This window comes from Burkholderia sp. LA-2-3-30-S1-D2 (genome assembly GCF_001523915.2).
Taxonomy (GTDB): domain Bacteria; phylum Pseudomonadota; class Gammaproteobacteria; order Burkholderiales; family Burkholderiaceae; genus Burkholderia; species Burkholderia diffusa.
Genome location: NZ_CP013385.1, coordinates 659,532 through 679,930 on the forward strand (window position 1 = coordinate 659,532; position 20,399 = coordinate 679,930).

The following is a 20,399-nucleotide window of genomic DNA, read 5'->3' on the forward strand; positions in this document are numbered from 1 at the left end:
CGGCCGCGGGAATGCGCCGCCCGCATCGAGTCACTGCAAAGCACGGGATCGCACCGGCGAAGCGCCGCTCACGCGCCCGTTGCAAACACAGGTTCGAGCGCGCGGTAAAGCGCGCGAAACGTCGGCCGCCGCGCATCGCGATACCACGCGTGTCGCGCGGGATCGGGCTCGCGCACCGCGACGATCGGCGGCTGCGGGCACACATCGTCGAGCGACGCATCCGGTTCGAGCGCGAGATGCGCGAGCCGTGCGGCACCGAGCGCCGGGCCGACCTCGCCGCCCGCGCGCAACGTCAGCGCGCGTCCGCTCACGTCGGCGAGCATCTGCGTCCAGTACGCGCTGCGCGAGCCGCCGCCGATCACCGTGATGCCGTCGGGCGCCAGTCCGGCCGCATGCAGCGCATCGATGCCGTCGAGCAACGCGAAGCCGACGCCTTCGAGCGTTGCGTTCGCGAGATCCGCGCGCTGCGTATCCGGCGTGAGCCCGTAGAACACGCCCTTCGCATTGACGTCGTTGTGCGGCGTGCGCTCGCCGCTCAGGTAAGGCAGGAACCACGGGCGGCTGGCGCGCGCGTTCGCCTCGGCATCGGCGAGCAGCGCCGCGACGCCGTCGTAACCGGCCAGTTGCGCGGTGAAGTCGATGCAGCCGGCCGCGTTCAGCATCACCGACATCAGATGCCATGTATCGGGCAGCGCGTGGCAAAAGCTGTGCACCGCCGATTCGGGGTTCGCGCGAAACCCGTCCGACACCGCGAAATAGACACCCGACGTGCCGAGCGACAGCAACGCGTCACCGGGCCGCACGATCCCGACACCCACCGCGCCGGCCGCGTTGTCGCCGCCGCCGGCCACCACCGGAATCTCGCGCAGCCCGAGCGCGCGCGCGACGGCCGGCAGCAGCGTGCCCGTTACGCGGTTGCCCTCGAACACGGCCGGCATCTGCGTGCGCGACAGCCCGCACGCGGCGAGCAGCGTGTCGTCGTAGTCGCGCTTCGCGACGTCGAGCCAGAGCGTACCGGCGGCATCCGACGGATCGGTCGCGAACGCGCCGGTCAGCCGGTAGCGCAGGTAATCCTTCGGCAGCAGCACGTGTGCGATGCGCGCGAACACGTCGGGCTCGTGGCGGCGCACCCACAGCAGCTTCGGCGCGGTGAAGCCCGGCATCGCGATATTGCCTGTCACCGCGCGCAGCGCGGGTGCGAGCCGCTCGAGTTCCGCGCACTCCGCATCCGCGCGGCCGTCGTTCCACAGGATCGCGGGACGCAGCACGTCGCCCTGCGCATCGAGCAGCGTCGCGCCGTGCATCTGCCCGGTCAGTCCCAGCGCGTCGATGGCGCGCGGATCGATGCCGCCCGCGCGTGCCTCATCGACGAGCGCGGCCAGTGCGCCGCACGCGGCGTCCCACCAGTCGCGCGGCGCCTGTTCGGACCAGCGCGGCCGCGGCCGGCTCACCGTCAGCGGGCGACTCGCGCTCGCCCGCACCGCGCCGTCGCGGTCGAGCAGCACCGCTTTCACGCCCGACGTACCGAGATCGAGTCCGATATACATGGCGTCAGCGCAGGCCGTAGATCGCCTGGTTCACGATGTTCTCCAGCCGCTCCTGCGCGCCGCTCGCATGCCGCGGGTCCACGCCGCGCGCGAGCGCGTCGTCCGCGAGCGACTGCAGCGTATAGCCGCCCGACAGGATCTTGCGGCCGAACGCGTCGTCCCACTGCGCGTAGCGCTGCCGGCGCAGCGCATCGAGCCGGTCGTTCTCGACCAGCACGGCCGCACGTTCGAGCGCGAGCGCGAGCACGTCGATCGCGCCGACGTGGCCGTAGAACAGGTCTTCCGCATCGATGCTCTGGCGCCTCACCTTCGCGTCGAAGTTCATCCCGCCGGTCGTGAAGCCGCCGTGGCGCAGGATCTCGTAGAACGCAAGCGTCAGTTCCTCGACGCTGTTCGGGAACTGGTCGGTGTCCCAACCGTTCTGCTGATCGCCGCGGTTTGCGTCGACGCTGCCGAACACGCCGAGTGCGAACGCGTTCGCGATCTCGTGATGGAACGAGTGGCCGGCGAGCGTCGCATGGTTCGCCTCGATGTTCACGCGAATCTCGTTCTGCAGTCCGTACTGCACCAGAAATCCGTGCACGGTCGCGACGTCGTAGTCGTACTGGTGCTTGGTCGGCTCCTGCGGTTTTGGCTCGATCAGCAGCGCACCCTTGAAGCCGATCCGGTGCTTGTGCTCGACGACCATCGACAGGAAACGCGCGAACTGCTCGCGCTCGCGCTTCAGGTCGGTATTGAGCAGCGTCTCGTACCCTTCGCGGCCGCCCCACAGCACGTAGTTCTCGCCACCGAGCCGGTGTGTCGCGTCGAGCGCGTGGCACACCTGGGTCGCGGCCCACGCGAACACGTCGGGGTTCGGATTCGTCGCGGCGCCAGCCGCGAAGCGCGGGTGCGAGAACAGGTTCGCCGTGCCCCACAGCAGCCGCACGCCGCTCGCCTGCTGGCGCTCGCCGAGATAGTCGACCATCCGCGCGAAATTGGCTGCGTACTCGCGCAGGCTATCGCCCTCCGGTGCGACGTCGGTGTCGTGGAACGTATAGAAAGGCGTGCCGAGCTTCGTGAAGAACTCGAATGCCGCGTCGGCCTTCATTCGCGCACGTTCGAGCGCGTCGCCAGGCTGCTGCCACGGCCGCTGGAACGCGCCCTGCCCGAAGATGTCGTGCCCCGGCCAGACGAAGGTGTGCCAGTAGCACACGGCAATCCGCAGATGCTCGGCGAGCGTCTTGCCGAGCACGCGCTTCTCGGGGTCGTAATAGTGGTACGCCAGCGGGTTGTCCGACTGCGGACCTTCGTAGCGAATCGCGGGAATGTGTTCGAAATACGACATGGCGTCTCCGTGCTGGGTCTTGGTGCAGCGCAACGCGCGTCGCGACGACGACGCACGCGGCCGAATCCGGTTGGCTGGATCGTGCCCGCGCGCCTGCCGGCCGGCAATTGCGAAATTGCGCAGCACGCTTAACGTTTCTTGCCAGCCGCTGCGCGCGGCGTGCGTTCCGTCCTACAATCGCCGGACACCAGAGAACCGCGCGGCACCGCCCGCGCGCCCCGGAGACAACGGCGAGACGCCCGAGCGGCGCCCGCCCCGAGACCGACATGACCCGTGCCTCTTCCGCCCAGACACCGCACCGCATCGCGCTGCTGTTCAACGCGAACAAGGTCTACGACCGCGAGATCATCAGCGGCATCGGCCAGTACCTGCACACGACGCGCGTCGTGTGGGACCTGTTCCTCGAAGACGACTTCCGCTGCCGGCTCGCCGGCATCGAACGCTTCGACGGCGACGGCATCATCGCGGACTTCGACGATCCGGCCGTCGCCGACGCGCTCGCCGGTTCGCCGCTGCCGATCGTCGCGGTCGGCTCGTCTTACGAGGATCCGGCGCAGTACCCGGACGGTGTCCCATATATTGCGACGGACAACCCGAAGCTCGTGTCGCTCGCCTACACGCACCTGATCGGCGCGGGGCTCGCGCATTTCGCGATGTACAGCCTGCCGGTCGCGCAGGAGAACCGCTGGGCGCAGCAGCGTGAGCTCGCGTTCGACCGGCTCGCGCGCGCGGACGGGCTCGACGCGCCGATCTACCGCGGCGTGTCGACGAGCGCATCGGGCTGGAATCACGCGATCGAGGAGTTGATCGGCTGGCTGCATGCGCTGCCGAAGCCCGTCGGCGTGATCGCGGTCACGGATGCGCGCGCGCGGCATCTGCTGCAGGCGTGCCTGCTCGCCGGCATCGCGGTGCCGGAACAGGTCGCGATCATCGGCATCGACAACGATCCGCTCACGCGCACGCTGACGCGCATTCCGTTGTCGTCTGTGATCCAGGGCACCGAGGAAATGGGCCGCACCGCCGCGCACCTGCTGCACCGGATGCTGCGCGGCGCCAGGTTTCCCGGGCAGCGCATCCTCGTGCCGCCGGTCGGCATCAACGTGCTCGAGTCGACGCGCCATCAGCCGCTCGCAAGCCCGCACGTGATGCGCGCGCGGCACTTCATCCGGCAGTACGCATGCCAGGGGATCAAGACCGAACAGGTCGCCGACTATGTCGGCGTGTCGCGCTCGCTGCTCGAAGAGCACTTCCGGCGCGAACTGCAGCGCACCGTGCACCAGGAAATCCTGCGTCACAAGCTCGAGGCCGCGCAGGCGTTGCTCGCGGGCCGCAATGCGTCGAGCGCGGAAGTCGCGATCCGTTGCGGCTTCACGTCGTTGCAATACATGTACGCGGTGTTCCGCCGCGAACTCGGCTGCACCCCGCGCGAATACCAGGAACGCGCGGCGGCGGCTCACTGAATTCACCGCCCACGAGCGAACCCACTCATGCATATCGATACCGACTCTTCCCGCCCGTCAGCCGATGTCGGCCGCATTCCGTCCGAGCCGTGGGGCGCGCTGCCCGGCGGCGATCCGGTGCGGCGCTACACGCTGCGCAACGCGCACGGCATGCGCGTCGTCATCAGCGATCTCGGCGCGACCGTCGTGTCGTGGCTCGCCCCCGACCGCACCGGGCGCTTCGCCGATATCGTGCTGGCGCACGACACGCCTGCCGAGTACGTCGAATCGGGCGCGTACCTCGGCGCGACGGTCGGCCGCTGGGCGAACCGGATCGCGAACGCGCGCTTCACGCTCGACGGCATCGACTACACGCTCGACCGCAACGAGAACGGCAACCTGCTGCACGGCGGCGCGAGCGGCTTTCACCGCGCGCGCTGGGACGTGGTCGACGACCGCGGCGGACTGACGCTGCGGCTCGATTCGCCGGAAGGCGATGCGGGCTTCCCCGGCAACGTGAGCGTGCAGGTGCGCTACACGCTCGACGACGACGGCACGCTGACGATCGACTATGTGGGCGTGACCGACGCGCCGACGCCGCTGAACCTGACGAATCACAGCTACTTCAACCTGAGCGGACGCGCGGGCAGCGACGTGCGCGGCCACCTGCTGCAGATCCACGCCGACGCGTTCGTCGAAGTGGACGATGCGCTGATCCCGACCGGCACCGCAGACGTGACGGGCAGCGCGTTCGATTTCCGGCAGAGCGCGCCGATCGGCGCTCGCCTCGACTGGCCGCATGCGCAGCTCACGCGCGGGCGCGGGTTCGACCACTGCTACGTGCTGCGCGACCATGAACGCAACGTGCGGCCCGTCGCGTCGATCTACGATCCGGAAAGCGGTCGGGAACTTGCCGTGTCGACGGATCAGCGCGGGTTGCAGCTTTATACGGGCAATTATCTGGATGGCGTGCGCGTGGCCGGCGGCATGCCGTGCGTGCGACATGCGGCGCTGTGCGTCGAAGCCGGGTTCTATCCGAACCAGGTCAACATGGATGCACTGCGCGACGAAACCATCCTTCATCCGGGCAACGCCTATCGCCAGACGACCCGGTATCGGGTCGGGGTGCGCGGGTAGCGGACATGCCGGTCGCCAGATAGTAGGCAACGCACGCGTTCTTTGCATCGGCATCGACGGCTGCGCTACGCTCGATCCGGCCTCGCATCGAGGTTGAAATTTAAGCGCTTAAACCGATGAAGCCCGCGATCCTGCGATCGATCGACCGGGCCCGATACTGGAGGATGACGATGAACAGACGATCGATGTTGCGCTGGAGTGTCTCGACCGCGGCGCTCGCATGCGTCGACCTGGCCGGCGCGCTGCCGGCCGTCGCGCAAGGCGTCGCGCGCGCGGCGGGTGGCATCCCGTTCGCGATGGGCGCCGACGTGTCGACGCTGCCGGAGCTCGAGGCGCACGGCGCGCGGTACTTCGACCACGGCCGCCCGACCGACTGCCTGAAGGTCCTGCACGCGCACGGCGTCGACTCGATCCGCATCAAGGTGTGGAACGATCCCGGCAATCCGGCATTCTTCCCGGCCAACCAGAGCGATGCGGCCGGCTACAACAACGCGGCCCATGTCATCGCACTCGCGAAACGCGCGGCCGCGCTCGGGATGCGTATCCTGATCGATTTCCACTACAGCGACTGGTGGGCCGACCCCGGCAAACAATACCCGCCGCATGCGTGGGCCGGCAAGAATCTCGCCGAAACGTGCGCGCTGCTGTCGGCCTATACGACGGACGTGCTGCGCCAACTGCAGCGCGCCGGCGTGCGGCCGGAGTGGGTGCAGATCGGCAACGAGATCACGGGCGGCATGCTGTGGCCGCTCGGCCGCTACGACCAGTGGGACAACCTCGCGCAGCTGCTGAAGACGGGCCGCGATGCGGTGAAGGCCGTCGATCCGCGCATCAAGGTGATGCTGCACATCGACAGCGGCGGCGACAACGCGAAAAGCCGCTGGTGGTTCGACAGCGCGACGCAGCGCGGTGTCGCGTTCGACGTGATCGGCCTGTCGTACTACCCGCAGTGGCAAGGCTCGCTCGACGACCTGCGCAACAACGCGAATGACCTCGCGGTGCGATACGACAAGGAACTGATCGTCGTCGAGACCGCGTATCCATGGACCACCAGCGACGGCGACTCGGAACCGAACGCGATGACGAACACCGGCTCGACCGCGTTCCCGCCGTCGCCGGCTGGCCAGGCGCAGTTCCTCGCAGCGGTCGTCGATATCGTGAAGGGCGTGCCGGGCAATCGCGGCAAGGGCGTGTTCTGGTGGGAACCGGAATGGATCCCGACGCCGGGTGTCGGCTGGAAGCTCGGCGCCGGCGATCAATGGGACAACAACACGTTGTTCGACTTCCACGGCAACGCGCTGTCGTCGCTCGACGCGTATCGCCAGCGCTGACGCATTCGCGTCGTCACCGCATCACCGCACCGACGCATCCCGCGTCAGTGCGGTGCATCGAAGCGGCCTCGGGCAGATGCCGTCGCGTCGCCTGCGCCACGCGCACCGCCCCGTTCGCCGTGGGCGTCCCGCGCGAGCAGCGCGAATGCGACGAGCGCGAGCACGCAGCACCCCGCGCACGTCGCGCGATAACCGAACAGGTCGACGCACGCGCCCGACAGCACGCCCGATGCGATCGAACCGACGCGCGCGGTGCTGAAGAACATCGCGGTCGCGGTGCCGGGACGCGTCGGCATCAGGTCGCACACGCGCGTCATGCCGAGGCACGACGTAATCGCGACCACGCAAGCGCTCAGCAGTTGTAGCGGCAGGATCATGTCCACCCGCGTCACCGCCGCGAGTCCGATGAAATACGCCGCATGCACGGCCGCGCACGCGGTCAGCCAGCGCGCCTTGTCGAGCCGCGTCGACCGGATGCCGAGCCAAAGCATCATCGGGATCTCGAGCAACGCGGCGAGACCCAGCGCGGCAGACACGTTGCCCGGTGATCCGCCGAGCCCGCGCACGATGTACAGCGGCAGCACGATCATCGTCGCGTTCGCCGCGAGCCCCATCAGCGTGAGCGCGACGAGGGTGCGCCGCACGCTTGCGCGCGGTGCGACGACGATCTCCGCCGGTGCCTCGGCGGACAGCGGCGCAGCATGGTCCACTGCGCGCACATGAGCCGCCGCCGGCCGCCGCGCGGGCTCCGGAATCCGCGCGATGATCGCCGCGCATGCGACGAAGCCCACTGAAGCAGCGAGAAAAAGCCCGACAAAACCCGTCTGCGCGAGGATCAGCGCGCCGAGCGCGGGACCGAACACCCATGCAACCGACAGCATCGTGCGCAGCGCCGCCGACGCGAGATCGCGCTGCGCATCGTCGTCGACCGGCAGCACCGCACGCGCGAACGCGAAGATCTGCGACAGCGACACGGCCCCCGCACCGAGCAGGATCGTGCCGGCCGCGATCACCGGCCCGTGCGCGCGCAGCACGCACAGCAGCGCGAAACCGAGCGCGGCCGCCGCGAGCGACACCACGAGCAACGGCCTGTGCCGGTCGCGGCGATCCGACCAGCGCCCGGCCCACGTGCTCGCGACGACACCGCTCGCCGCGATCAGCGTCATGAAGATGCCCGCGAGAAACGGCGACATCCCCGCCGCCTCCACGCCGAACAGCGACAGGTACGGCGCCGTAAAGGACATCGCGACGCCGAGCATCAGCGCGGCGGCGGACAGCGGCAAGAAATGCGCGATCCCGGCGAGGCGCGCGAAATGCGACCGTAGCGACCGCGGCGACTGCATCGCGTCAGTCCGGCTCGACCCATGCGGCGACGTCGACCGCGCCGAGTTCGGGGCCGCCGAGCACGAAGCGCGCACGGTCCGGCGCCGGCAGCGTGCATGGCGCGTCGCCATAGTTGAGCGCGAACACGAGACGCCCGCGCCGGCGCAAGCGCACGCCATCCGGCAACGCGCGGACCGGCAGTCCGGCGTCGCGCGCGCAGCGGGCGACGATCGCACGCAACAGCGCGTGGTCGAAGCAGGCGGTCGCCATCGTCACGCGGCCGCGCCGCACGAGCGCGGGCACGCCGTCGTCGCAGGCAGCAAGCACGTCGATGCCGGTCGCCGATTCCATATCGACGTGATCGCGCCATTTCAGCGCATGGCCATCGATGCCGTCGAACGTGACGCGCGGTGTGAGCGACGGCCGCAGCGACTCGACCTGGCCGATTCGCACCGGCAGCACGTTGCGCAGCTTGCCAGGTGCGAGGCCCGGCGCGATTGCGAATTCCGCCGTGCGCGAGCCCGTGCGCGGCCCGAACAGCCAGTGCGCGTCTCCGCACGCCGCCTGCTCGACGACACGATCCGGCACATCCGGCAGCGTCGGCGCGACGACGAGTGCATAACGCGACACGTCGGCATCGGCCGCGACGATATCGACGTCGAGCCCCAGTTCGCGCAACGCGCGATACCAGTCGAACGCGTGCTGCTGGTAGTCGAAGTCGGCGCTGTGCGGCTGGATCCGGATCATCCAGTCGGCCGCGTAATCGAACAGCAGCGCGACGCGTGCGGGCTCATGCGTGCCGGTGACGAGCCCGAGATCCAGCGCGGCCAGTTCGCGCGCGACGCGCGCCACTTCGTCGCCGCCCGGCGACAGCCGGTCGTCCGGCGCATTCAGTCCCGAGTGCAGTTGCTCCTGTGCATGCGGATACTGTCGCCAGCGGAAATACGACACGAGTTCCGCGCCATGCGCGAACGCTTCCCACGTCCACAGCCGCACCGCACCGGCATGCGGCACCGGGTTGTACGGCCCCCAGTTCACGGGCCCCGCCTGTTGCTCCATCACCCACATCCGCCCGTTGCCGACGCCGCGATACAGGTCGTGCGAGAACGCCGACACGTCCGGGTGGCCAGTACGTGCCCAGCGTCGCTTGTCCGCTTCGTCGAGCGGCAGCACTTCGGTGCGCGGCACCGGGTAGCTGTCCCACGCGGCGACGTCGAGGCCGCCATGCGCGAACGCATAGTGATCGAACTCGGTAAAAAATCCCATGAAGTTGTGCAGCACGTCGCGGCCCGGCGCGTGCGGACGGATCGCATCGACCTGCACGGCGTGGAACCGCGCGACCTCGTCCGACTGATAGCAGCGGAAGTCGAGCAGATGCGCGGGATTCGCATCGGTCGGCGTATGGCGCGGCAGTTCGATCTCGTCGAAACCGCGATACTCCATGCTCCAGAATACGTTGCCCCACGCGCGGTTCAGCGCGCCGATGTCGCCGTAGCGCACCGCGAGCCACGCGCGAAAGCCTTCGCGCGCCGCGCGCGTATAGCTCGGCAGCGTGTTGTGACAGCCGAGCTCGTTGTCGGTCTGCCATGCGATGACCGCCGGATGCGCACCGTAGCGTCGTGCCATTGCGTCCGCGATGCGCACGCAGTGCTCACGATACACGGGGCTCGCGATGTCGTAATGGCGGCGCGAACCGAACTGCCGCACCGCGCCGTCCGCGCCGACGGGCAGGATCTCCGGATGGCGATCGACGAGCCACTTCGGCGGCGCGGCGGTCGGCGTGCCGAGCACGATCTTCAGCTGCTGGCTGGCAAGCGTGTCGATCGCTTCGTCGAGCCACGCCCAGTCGTAGCGGCCCGGCTCCGGCTCCATCCGGCTCCACGCGAATTCGGCGATCCGCACGCGGGTCAGGCCCAGTTCGGCCATCCGCCGCGCATCGCGGGCCCATTGTTCGCGCGGCCAGTGTTCGGGGTAGTAGCAAACGCCGAGGTGCATCGTGGGTTCCTTGCAGAAGAAAATGGATGTGACGGATCAGCCTTTCGTCGCGCCGAACGTGAGCCCCGCGACGAAGTGCTTCTGCATCGCGAAGAACATCAGCACCGACGGCAGCGCGGCGAGCACCGAGCCGGCCGACACGATGTTCCATGCGGTCGTCCACTGCCCCTTGAGCGCGGCGACGCCGACCGTGATCGGCGCGGCGTCGTCGCCTTGCGTGAGGCACAGCGCCCAGAAGTAGTCGTTCCACACGAACGTGAACACGAGGATCGCGAGGGCGGCGAGCGCCGGCCGCACGAGCGGCAGCACGACGCGCCAGTAGATCGCCCACTCGGACGCGCCTTCGACGCGCGCGGCCTCGATCAGCTCGAACGGCAGCTCGCGGATGAAGTTGCGCAGGAACAGCGTGCAGAAGCCGGTCTGGAACGCGGTATGAAACAGCACGAGCGCCCACACGGTGTTGTAGAGGCCGACGCCGAGCATGATCTGTCGCACCGGGATCATCAGGATCTGGATCGGCACGAAGTTGCCGGCGACGAACAGCCCGAGCAGCACGAGATTGCCGCGAAACCGGTAGTTCGCGAGCGCGTGCCCCGCGAGCGACGCGAGCAGGATCGATGCGGCGACGGACGGCACCGTGATCAGGATGCTGTTCGAGAAGTAATGCAGCATCGGCGTCTGCGTGAGCGCAGCGCCGTAGTTGTCGAGCAGCGCGAACTGCTTCGGCCAGTCCCAGTAATGACCGGCCATGATCTCGTCGGTCGAGCGGACCGACGTGACGAGCACCGCGAGCAGCGGCACGAGCCACAGCGCCAGCGCGCACGGCAGCGACAGCCGGTACAGCCAGCGGGCGGGACGTCCCCAGCGGGACACGGGCATCGGATACATTTTCGTGATCCTTATGATTCGACGCGCACCAGCTTGCGTAGCTGCCACACGATATAGACGAGCATGATCGCGAACAGCACGACCGCGATCGCGGCCGAATAGCCTTCGCGGTAGTACTTGATCGCCTGATCGACCATGAAGTACGCGAGCACGGTGGAACTGTCGAACGGGCCGCCGCCCGTCATCACGGAAATCAGGTCGAAGCTGCGCAGCGCGCCGATCACGGTCAGCACCACTGCCATGAAGGTCGCGGGCCGCAACTGCGGCAGGATCACGTGCCACAGCAGCGTGAAGCCGCGCGCGCCCTCCATGCGCGCCGCCTCGACGATCTCGCCGTTGATGCCCGTGAGCCCGGTCAGGTAGAGGATCATGCAGAACGGAATCTGCGGCCATAGTGCGGCGGCGATCACGCCGAAGGTCGCATAACGCGGATCGCCGAGCACCGGGATCCCGTGCCCGACGATCAGCTTCAGCAGCCCGAACGTCGGGTCGTAGAACCACGAGAACACCAGGCCGACGACGACGCCCGGCAACACGAACGGCGCGAAGAACAGCGACTTCACGAGCCGGATCCCGAACACGTTCTGGTTCAGGTACAGCGCGAGCGCAAGGCCGAGCGGCGGTGCGGCGAGGAACAGCACGAGCCACAGCACGTTGTTCTTCAGCGCGACGTAGAACGTGTCGGACTGCAGCAGCTCGCGGTAGTTGTCGAGCCCCGCGTACGTCATCGGCGTCATCCCGTCCCAGTGATGGAAGCTCAGCCAGATGCTGCTGACGATCGGATACAGCACGAACACGGTGAAGAGCGCGAAACCCGGCAGCACGAACAGCAGGGCCGCGCGGTTGCGGCGGCGCGCCAGCGACGCACGCGCATGCCGCCGCGGGCCGGCTGCGCGGCGCACGGTGCTTTCGGACAGGCTGGTTGACATGAGATTACCTTCGACGAGACGGACGTAACTGACGAAACGGACGCGACGGTGGCAACGACACGCCGGGCCGGCGTGGCCGGCCCGGCCGCGCGGCGCGTTACTTCCGGTAGATGCGCTTGCGGGTCTGCTCGAGGCGCTGCAGGATCGCATCGAGCTGCGTCGGGTCGGACAGGAACTGCTGCATCGCCTTCATCCCCTCGTCCGCCATTTCCTTCGTCATGTCGCGGTCGTAGAACTGCGCGATGCCGCCCGGCGTGGTCGCGAGCGTGCGGAAGCCGATCTTCGAGATCGGGTCCTGCGGCTCGGGCGCCTTGTTGTTCGACGGCAGTTGCCCCATCCCCTTCGCGAACTCACCGTTGACCGCCGGTTGCCCCATGAACGCGAGCAGGCGACGCGCATCCGCCTTGTTGCGCGCCTTCGCCGGCACGATCATCACGTTGACCGGGCCGTCCTCGGCAAGCGGCACCGACGCGTCGATCACCGGGAAGCGGAAGAAACTGATCGGGTTGCGCGTCGCGCTCAAGAGACCCGCCGAATACCAGGTGCCCATCAGCGTCATCGCGGCCTGGCCGTTGACGATCAGCGGGCTCAGCGAATCGACGTCGTAGGACAGGGCGTTGTCGATGAAATACTTGTCGTCGATCAGCTTCTTCCATGCCGCGTACACGGCCCGCACGCGCGGATCGGTGTAGGCGACGTCGCCGGCCATCAGCTTCTGGTGGAATGCGTAGCCGTTGATCCGCAAGTCGAGGTAGTCGAACCACGCGGCCAGCGTCCAAGCATCGCGCGCGGCCACCGCGATCGGCGCGATACCGGCCGCCTTCAGCTTGCGGCACGCATCCAGAAACTGCGCCCAATCGGCCGGCTCACCGTGAATGCCGGCCTTCTCGAACAGGTCCTTGCGGTAGAAGAGGCCATACGCGTCATAGCCGAGCGGCAAACTGTAAAGCTTGCCGCCGTAGGTCGACGACTGCTTGACGGCCGCATACGTGTCGTTCCAGCCGTTCTTCTGCCAGTCCGCGCTCAGGTCCTCGATCAGCCCGCGCTTCGCGAAATACGCGAGCCGCTCGCCGTTGTTCCAGCTCAGCACGTCGGGCGGATCGGTCGCGAGCCAGCCGGACATCTGCACCTTGTACGCCTCCTCGCCGACGTAGCTGACCTTCAGGTCGACGTCCGGATTCGCCTTGTGGAACTGGTCGAACACGGCTTGCCACGTCGCGCGCTGGTTGCCGCGCGCGGCGACGTTCACCTTGAGCGTGCCCGCGTCGGCCGTCCCCGCGGCGAGCGCGGCGGCAGTCGTCAGGGCAAGCATCAGTCGGCTCGCACGAAGTTTCATCGTTGTCTCCTAGTATTGGTGTGATAGGTGCCGCGTCGCGCGCGGCGGGTCGGCATTGCGCCGCTATGCGAACGCCGCTTCGGCGTGGATGGCCGGCAACGCGATGCCGGCCTCGTCGAACAGGTGACAGCGCGACGACGGCACGTGGAACGCATGCCGCTCGCCGCGCCGCATCGCGGCCTGGCCGGGCAGTTTCGCGAGCAGCGGCACGCCGCCGGGCTGGTCGAGATGCACGTAGGCGGCTTCGCCGAGTTGCTCGACGAGCGCGATGTCGCGGACGATCGTGGGCGGGTCGGCATCGCCCGACGCGGCGACCGTCAGATGCTCGGGACGAATCCCGAGCGTCACGCGCGCGCCGCTGCCGATGTGGCGCGGCAGCGGGCGATCGCGCAGCGTCAGTGTTTCGCCGGTGCCCTCGAGCCGCAGCCGGCAGCCATGCGCATCGGCCGCCTCGACGACCGCCGGCAGGAAGTTCATCCGCGGCGAGCCGATAAAGCCCGCGACGAAACGGTTGGCCGGCCGGTGATACAGCTCGAGCGGCGCGCCGGCCTGCGCGATGCTGCCGAAGCGTGCGACGTCGTCGCCCGCATGCAGCAGCACGATCCGGTCGGCAAGCGTCATCGCCTCGATCTGGTCATGCGTCACGTAGACGGAACTCGATTGCGTGAAGCGTGCATGCAGGCGGGCGATTTCGACGCGCGTCTGGCCGCGCAGCGTCGCGTCGAGATTCGACAGCGGCTCGTCGAACAGGAACACGCGCGGCTCGCGCACGATCGCGCGGCCGATCGCGACGCGCTGTCGCTGGCCGCCGGACAACGCCTTCGGCTTGCGATCGAGCAGCGCATCGAGTTGCAGGACACGCGCGGCCTCGGTCACGCGGCGCCGGATCTCGTCCTTCGGCGTGCCGGCGATGCGCAGGCCGAAACCGATGTTGTCGAACACGGTCATGTGCGGAAACAGCGCATAGCTCTGGAACACCATCGCGACACCGCGCTCGGCGGGCGGCGTGTCGTTCATGCGCGCGCCGCCGATCCGCAACTCGCCTTCGGTCACGTCCTCGAGCCCGGCGATCATCCGCAACAGCGTGGACTTGCCACAACCCGACGGACCGAGAAACACGCAGAACTCGTGCGACGCGATCTCGAGGTTCACGTCGCGCAGCACCGGCGCATGGTCGCCGTAGCGCTTCGAGACGTCCTTCAATGAAATGGCGGTCATCGCGCTCTCCTTTCCTGGTCAGGCGCTTCGGGACGAGAAATTTAACCGCTTAAATTCCGGTGGTGCAATTCGCCCTGTTCGCCGTACCATGTCGTCTCCTTGATCTGATGTGTCGAGAAATTAGCGTATCGCTTGTCCTTGTGCAACTTGTGGGACGCACTCCCAGAATATGAGCAGACACTCCCTCGCTTCCCGTCCCTCGTGCAGCATTGCCCGCCCGGCCCGAGGCCGCGCATGGTGACGCTCGCGCAAGTCGCGCGGCGCGCGAACGTCACCGCGGCGACCGTCTCGAACGTGTTGCGCAATCCGCAGAAGGTGAAGCCGGCGACCGTCGAGCGCGTAATGGCGGCGATCCGCGAGCTCGGCTACCGGCCTAACCTGACCGCGCGGGCACTGGCCGAGGGCCGCACGTCCACGCTTGCGTTGATGCTGTCGAACATCACGAACCCGTTCTATCCGGAATTCGTGCTGGCAGCCGAGCGCGAGGCACGCAAGCGCGGCCATTACCTGCTGGTGTCGAATACCGACGACGATCCGGCGATCACGCGCAACTACCTCGAGCGGATCGCCGGCACGCTTGCCGCCGGCGCGATCGTGATGAACACCGACCTCGCGGAAGCCGAACTCGCCGACATCGCACGCCACGGCGCGTCAATCGTGCTGTGCATGTGGGAGCACGTGCATGCGTCGCGCACGCTGCCGTGCGTCACCGTCGATTTCGCGGCGGCGGGCGCGCTGGCAGCCGCGCATCTGTCCGGGCTGCGGCATCGCGCGTTCGGCGCGCTCGTCGGCAAGGGCTCGGGCGGTCCGCAATCGGTGCGCTTGCGCGGGTTCGCGGACGAACTCGCGGCATGCGGCCATCCGGCGGAGGCGTTGACGACGGTGTCGGCTCACGATTCGATCGAAGGTGGCTACGAAGCGGCCGCCGCGCTGCTGCGGGAGAAGCCGGGCCTCACCGCGCTGTTCGCGACCAATGACCTGATGGCGATCGGCGCGATGCAGGCAGCCGCCGATCTCGGGCTGCGCGTGCCGGCCGATCTGTCGGTGGTCGGCATGACCGATATCCAGCTCGCCCACCAGTTCCGCCCCGCGCTGACGACGGTGCGGTTTCCGACGTCGCAGATCGCCGCGCGGGCGATCGCGCTGACGCTCGACATGATCGACGGCGTCGAGCCCGCTGCCGCCGTGCATACGATCGGGGCCCCGGAGCTCGTGGTGCGGGAATCGACGGGGGTGGCGCCGGGTTGACGCACGGAGCGCGCTGCGTCGACGTCGCGCTCCGGCCGGCCGTTCACGCATTCGCGTGTCAGCATAAATGGCTGCCGCTCCCCGCTCAGAACTTCCACGACAGGTTGCCGTACGGCGCATGGTCGCTGACGTTGCCGGGATCCGCCAATTGTGCGAGCGGGTGACGCCAAGCCGGCCGCCCGTCCCGTCTTCGATTCCAATCCGGTCAGAACTCGTGCCGAATCCCCGCATGCACCATCAGTTGCTTCGCCGTCGACGACAGATCAGCAGCCCCCGTGACATATGCCCGGTCGAGCGACGAGCCGAGCGAACTCGGCATCGTCACGCGCCGCAGCAGCACGCTTAGCGGCGCCGCGCGCTGCTTCATCGACTGCCTGCTGCGGGTGATCCGTCGGCATGCGCGGTCGGCGCGCAACGAGGACCTTGCGCCGTTCCGCACACGCAAGTTGCTGATCTGACGGTGTGCCGGGCAGGCGCACGCGCACGGCACCTGCCCGGCAGCGATTCCGTATACCTCCGCGCCACATTGTTCTATACTGCCCCCCAGTATCCGGAAACCCACAGATCCCATGCCGCATTCCCCCGAAGAAAAGAAACGCGTCCTGACCCGCGTGCGCCGTGTTCGCGGGCAACTGAATGCGCTCGAGCAAGCGCTTGAGGAGGGCGCGGACTGTGGCCCGATACTTCAGCAACTGGCTGCCATTCGCGGCGCGATCAATGGCGTGATGGCCGGCGTGCTCGAAAGCCATTTGCGCGAGGAATTCACCCAGCTCGCGGACGCATCGCGCCCCGCTTCCGGGTCGATCGACGATATCGTGACCCTCGTTCGGTCCTACTTGCGCTGACCGGTGCGGAATCGTCGACCTATCGATCCATTCGATGATTTTTTAAAGGATTGCCATGAAATCACGTGCTGCAGTTGCGTTCGAGGCGGGTAAGCCGCTCCAGATCGTCGAAATCGACGTCGAACCGCCCCGCAAGGGCGAAGTGCTCATCAAGATCACCCATACCGGAGTCTGTCACACCGATGCCTTCACGTTGTCGGGCGACGATCCGGAAGGCATCTTTCCGGCCGTGCTGGGCCATGAAGGCGCCGGCATCGTTGTGGAAGTCGGCGAAGGCGTGACGAGCGTGAAACCCGGCGACCACGTCATTCCGCTGTACACCGCCGAATGCGGCGAGTGCCTGTTCTGCAAGAGCGGCAAGACCAATCTGTGCGTGTCGGTGCGCGCCACCCAGGGCAAGGGCGTAATGCCCGACGGCACCACGCGTTTCAGCTACAACGGCCAGCCGATCTATCACTACATGGGCTGCTCGACGTTCAGCGAATACACGGTCGTCGCCGAAGTCTCCCTCGCGAAGATCAACCCGGACGCGAACCCGGAGCAGGTCTGCCTGCTGGGTTGCGGCGTCACGACCGGCCTCGGTGCGGTCAAGAACACCGCGAAGGTGCAGGAAGGCGATACGGTGGCCGTATTCGGTCTCGGCGGCATCGGCCTCGCGGTGATTCAGGGCGCCAAGCTCGCGAAGGCCGGCCGCATCATCGCGATCGACACCAACCCCGGCAAGTTCGACCTTGCGCGCGTGTTCGGCGCAACCGACTGCGTCAATCCGAAGGATCACGAAAAGCCCATCCAGCAAGTCATCGTCGAAATGACCGGCTGGGGCGTCGACCACAGCTTCGAGTGCATCGGCAACGTCAACGTGATGCGCGCCGCGCTTGAATGCGCGCACCGCGGCTGGGGCCAATCCGTCATCATCGGCGTCGCGGGCGCCGGCCAGGAAATCTCCACGCGCCCGTTCCAGCTCGTCACCGGTCGCCGCTGGCTGGGTACGGCATTCGGCGGCGTGAAGGGCCGCTCCGAACTGCCGGGCATGGTCGAGGAAGCGATGGCCGGCACGATCCAGTTGGCACCGTTCGTCACGCACACGAAGCCGCTCACCGGTATCAACGAAGCATTCGACTTGATGCACAACGGCGAGTCCATCCGGACCGTCGTGCATTTCTGAAATACGCGCAACGAGATCGGCTGCAGTAACCGGTCTCGTTGCGCGATACCGCCGGCAAGCCGCGATGCTTGCCGGCGCGACGCATTCTCCGAACCATCGCTTATCAGACCGGCATCGGTCGACGTCTCATGACGCCGTGCCCGGCGCGCAAGGCGGCTCTGATGTTGCGCCCGACGCTTCCCGCAGCGATCCGACGACGCGCGAGCGTCAATCCTGGCGACCGTCCGCACGCGGCGACATCAGGAACGGCGCGTAGTGAACCGCGTACGCCGCGAACGCGACGATCCAGCACGCGCCCGACGCATCGAGCCAGACCGTGTACGGCACACCCGGCACGAGCGGACCAAACACGCGAATGACTGCCGCACCGATCACCAGCCAGTAACACAGCTGCTCCCACGGGCCCGCGACGAGCATGCGTCCCGTGTGGCCGAGCGCCGTGCGCGTGATCATCGCGATGATCGCGCCGCCGATCGCGCCGACGGTCAACGCGTGCACGGCGAGCGAGTGCGCGACCGCGCCAGCGAACGACAGCGCGAGCAGCACGAAGCCGACCGGAATCCACAGACAGGACACGTGCAGGATCCACACGATAGGCCGCTTGCCGACGCGCCATGAATGCCATCCGGCAAGGCGCCACGCGTGCAGCACGGCGGTCGCGAGCGCAGCGACGACCAACAGCGTATCGGGTGCGCCGAGCGCGTCCGCGAACAACGTCAGCGCGACCGCGGGAGCCGCGAGCGCATCCACGATCCTGAAGCGGTGAATCTTGAAGCCGGGAATCGCATTCATCGTGAACATCGGCACGATGCGTCCGGTGATCACCGCGACGAAGAACACGACCAGCCCCGTCGCCGCGTAGGCCGCACGCAACGCGAGATCGGCCCGACCCGTCGTCACCGATACATGGAACAGCGCATTCAGCGCACCGAACAGCAGCAGCGCGACCGGCAGGAACACGTTGTGACGGTTCTTCGCCGAAATGAGCACGCGCAACAACACGATGGCCGTCACCGGCAAGAACAACGAATCGACGACGGCCGCGAGCATCGGCGGCCCCGACCAGACGAGCACGCGTCCGGCGAGCCAAAGCAGCCACAGCGCCGCGAGCGCCGGGCCGCGCAGCGTCTCGCGCGAAGTCCAGGCCCGCGTGGCGGTCAGCAAGAAGCCGACGACGATCGCGGCGACGAAGCCGAAGATCATCTCGTGCACATGCCACATGAGCCCGGTCATCGGACCGGCACGCCCGGCGACAGGCACGCCGTGCCAGGCCGCAAGCCACAAGACGACGGCGACGCTCGCGAACAGCGCGCCGGTCAGATAGAACGGCCGCAGGCCAAGCTGCAGCAGCGGTGACGTATCGGGCGCCGACGGGGCTCGCATCGGCTCGCTGATTTTCATGTGCGTCTCCGGCAATCGAGGATGACGTCATTCATCCTAGCGCGGTGAGGCGCGAGACGGGAGCGTGCCCCTACGCGGCGCAGTGGCATCGCCCGCGTTCATGACATGCGTCAAGCGCGCGCTTCACGCATGTGCCAGACTTCAAAAAGTGAGCCTGCGTTGTGGCTGCCCTCCCGTCAGCACCGCGCACGCCGCATCCGGAGCGTGGCCGACGGCGATTCCCCGAACGCGCGCTTGTAGTCGATCGCGAACCGCCCGAGGTGCGCGAAGCCCCATTTCAGCGCGACGTCCGTCACCGATGCGAGCCCCGGTGTCGCGTCGTCGAGCAGTTCGTCGCGCACATGTTGCAGCCGCAACTGGCGCACGAATCCCATCGGCGTGATGCCGTGGCGATTGCGGAATCCGGCGAACAGCGTGCTCGGGCTGACGCCCGCGAGTTCGGCCAGCCGTTCGATCGTCAGCGGCTCGTCGAGATGCGCACGGATGTATTCCTCGACGCGCCGCACATAGAACGGCGCGAGCGGCGCCGGCGCGGGGCGTGTGCCGTTGCGTGCGCTGTTCGGGTGGCCGTACAGCAACAGGTTGAGCAGCGTCGATTCGAGTTGCTCGAATGCGAGCGGATGGCGCAGCGGATGCCCGTCCGTCGCGATCGCGTCGGCCAGCATCGGCAGCATTTGCGCGAGACACGCGCCCTGCTGCGACGACAGGCTGAATTCCGGCTCGAACTCCACCGGCACGCGCCGGTCATCGCCGACATGCCGCTGCGCATGCCGCTCCATCACCTCGCGCTCGATGCGCAGGATCACTTGCGGGCACGCCTCGCCCCACCGCATCCGGAGCGGCAGCGTCGGCGACAGCAGTGACGCGGTGTCGGGTGACGACACGAAGCGCGTCGCGCCGCACTCGATCTCGGCGTCGCCGCGCAGCGGAATCTGCAACAGATAGAAGTGCTCGAGCGGCCCCGGTTCGATCGACACTTCGCCGCCGTAGTCGAGCAGATTCAGCGACAGATTGCCCCAGCGCGCATGATGCATGCGGCCGTGCAGCGCGCGCGAATCGCCGGTCAGCGTAAGCCGATGCGGTTTGAACACGTCCGCAACCCGCGCGCGCACCTCGTCGACGTCATCTGACTGCAGCAGCAGCGTGTCGTGGTTGAAACAGGCAGCGTCACCCAGCCAGCCCGCTCCGCAAAATTGCCCCATCGAAGTTCTCCCGTCGTGCTCGATTGCACCTGCGCCGTGCACGTATTCCCGATTCCGGGGAACCCCGT

Annotated in this window: 17 protein-coding genes and 1 pseudogene; 7 read left to right on the forward strand and 11 right to left on the reverse strand. The window is 67.7% G+C overall.

Translation table 11 applies throughout. From position 1 onward, the window contains the following. Window positions 1–68: 68 nt before the first annotated feature. Both xylB and xylA read right to left on the reverse strand, forming a co-directional pair. Window positions 69–1,547 carry a xylulokinase gene (xylB, locus tag WS66_RS32060; RefSeq protein WP_059599640.1) on the reverse strand — a complete coding sequence of 493 codons (1,479 nt, stop codon included), beginning with the start codon at window positions 1,545–1,547 and terminating at the stop codon, window positions 69–71. A 4-nt stretch (window positions 1,548–1,551) separates the two neighbouring features. Continuing rightward, entirely contained in the window at window positions 1,552–2,874 is a 1,323-nt protein-coding gene (xylA, locus tag WS66_RS32065; RefSeq protein WP_059599708.1) for a xylose isomerase, read from the reverse strand. A 266-nt stretch (window positions 2,875–3,140) separates the two neighbouring features. On the opposite strand from xylA, the gene WS66_RS32075 reads away from it, so the two are divergent. The 3 genes from WS66_RS32075 (at window position 3,141) to WS66_RS32085 (ending at window position 6,781) form a co-directional block, all read left to right on the forward strand. After that, the gene (locus WS66_RS32075) at window positions 3,141–4,334 is read left to right on the forward strand and encodes a XylR family transcriptional regulator (RefSeq protein ID WP_059599641.1); all 1,194 of its coding nucleotides are present in this window, start codon (window positions 3,141–3,143) and stop codon (window positions 4,332–4,334) included. Window positions 4,335–4,361: 27 nt separating this feature from the next. Further along, window positions 4,362–5,450 carry an aldose epimerase family protein gene (locus WS66_RS32080; RefSeq protein WP_059599642.1) on the forward strand — a complete coding sequence of 363 codons (1,089 nt, stop codon included), beginning with the start codon at window positions 4,362–4,364 and terminating at the stop codon, window positions 5,448–5,450. Between the two features lie 170 nt (window positions 5,451–5,620). Then, window positions 5,621–6,781, forward strand: coding sequence for a glycoside hydrolase family 53 protein (locus tag WS66_RS32085; protein ID WP_059599709.1), 1,161 nt, complete (start codon window positions 5,621–5,623; stop codon window positions 6,779–6,781). A 44-nt stretch (window positions 6,782–6,825) separates the two neighbouring features. On the opposite strand, the gene WS66_RS32090 is transcribed toward WS66_RS32085, so the two are convergent. From WS66_RS32090 to WS66_RS32115, 6 genes are all read right to left on the reverse strand, one after another. Continuing rightward, window positions 6,826–8,124, reverse strand: coding sequence for a sugar efflux transporter (locus WS66_RS32090; RefSeq protein WP_059599710.1), 1,299 nt, complete (start codon window positions 8,122–8,124; stop codon window positions 6,826–6,828). 4 nt (window positions 8,125–8,128) lie between these two features. Further along, on the reverse strand, window positions 8,129–10,099 hold the full coding sequence (locus WS66_RS32095; protein WP_059599643.1) for a beta-galactosidase: 1,971 nt from the start codon (window positions 10,097–10,099) through the stop codon (window positions 8,129–8,131). A gap of 36 nt (window positions 10,100–10,135) precedes the next feature. After that, window positions 10,136–10,987, reverse strand: a complete 852-nt coding sequence (locus tag WS66_RS32100; RefSeq protein WP_059599644.1) for a carbohydrate ABC transporter permease — start codon at window positions 10,985–10,987, stop codon at window positions 10,136–10,138. 11 nt (window positions 10,988–10,998) lie between these two features. Then, window positions 10,999–11,916, reverse strand: coding sequence for a carbohydrate ABC transporter permease (locus WS66_RS32105; protein WP_059599645.1), 918 nt, complete (start codon window positions 11,914–11,916; stop codon window positions 10,999–11,001). Between the two features lie 97 nt (window positions 11,917–12,013). Next, window positions 12,014–13,252: an ABC transporter substrate-binding protein gene (locus tag WS66_RS32110; RefSeq protein WP_059599646.1), complete on the reverse strand. Its 1,239-nt coding sequence runs from the start codon at window positions 13,250–13,252 to the stop codon at window positions 12,014–12,016. Between the two features lie 63 nt (window positions 13,253–13,315). Next, window positions 13,316–14,470 carry an ABC transporter ATP-binding protein gene (locus WS66_RS32115; protein ID WP_059599647.1) on the reverse strand — a complete coding sequence of 385 codons (1,155 nt, stop codon included), beginning with the start codon at window positions 14,468–14,470 and terminating at the stop codon, window positions 13,316–13,318. Between the two features lie 234 nt (window positions 14,471–14,704). Between WS66_RS32115 and WS66_RS32120 the strand changes: the two genes are divergently transcribed. Further along, window positions 14,705–15,718: a LacI family DNA-binding transcriptional regulator gene (locus WS66_RS32120; RefSeq protein WP_059599648.1), complete on the forward strand. Its 1,014-nt coding sequence runs from the start codon at window positions 14,705–14,707 to the stop codon at window positions 15,716–15,718. Window positions 15,719–15,923: 205 nt separating this feature from the next. Here the strand turns inward: WS66_RS32120 and WS66_RS33980 are convergent, their stop codons facing one another. Beyond that, on the reverse strand, window positions 15,924–16,085 hold the full coding sequence (locus tag WS66_RS33980) for a hypothetical protein (RefSeq protein ID WP_162499698.1): 162 nt from the start codon (window positions 16,083–16,085) through the stop codon (window positions 15,924–15,926). Here WS66_RS33980 and WS66_RS34600 point away from each other — a divergent pair. The 3 genes and pseudogenes from WS66_RS34600 to WS66_RS32135 all read left to right on the forward strand — a co-directional run. Further along, window positions 16,018–16,176: pseudogene (locus WS66_RS34600) on the forward strand (LysR family transcriptional regulator); the annotation flags it as partial. The gene WS66_RS33980 and the pseudogene WS66_RS34600 sit on opposite strands and share 68 nt — an antisense overlap. Window positions 16,177–16,287: 111 nt before the next feature. Then, window positions 16,288–16,563: a formaldehyde-responsive transcriptional repressor FrmR gene (gene frmR, locus WS66_RS32130; RefSeq protein WP_059599650.1), complete on the forward strand. Its 276-nt coding sequence runs from the start codon at window positions 16,288–16,290 to the stop codon at window positions 16,561–16,563. A gap of 55 nt (window positions 16,564–16,618) precedes the next feature. After that, window positions 16,619–17,728, forward strand: coding sequence for an S-(hydroxymethyl)glutathione dehydrogenase/class III alcohol dehydrogenase (locus tag WS66_RS32135; protein ID WP_059599651.1), 1,110 nt, complete (start codon window positions 16,619–16,621; stop codon window positions 17,726–17,728). Between the two features lie 207 nt (window positions 17,729–17,935). Here WS66_RS32135 and WS66_RS32140 read toward each other — a convergent pair whose 3' ends face one another. Both WS66_RS32140 and WS66_RS32145 read right to left on the reverse strand, forming a co-directional pair. Continuing rightward, window positions 17,936–19,129 (reverse strand): NnrS family protein, encoded by a 1,194-nt coding sequence (locus WS66_RS32140; RefSeq protein ID WP_059599652.1) that lies wholly within the window; start codon window positions 19,127–19,129, stop codon window positions 17,936–17,938. A gap of 176 nt (window positions 19,130–19,305) precedes the next feature. Then, window positions 19,306–20,331, reverse strand: coding sequence for an AraC family transcriptional regulator (locus WS66_RS32145; protein WP_059599653.1), 1,026 nt, complete (start codon window positions 20,329–20,331; stop codon window positions 19,306–19,308). Window positions 20,332–20,399 lie beyond the last annotated feature (68 nt).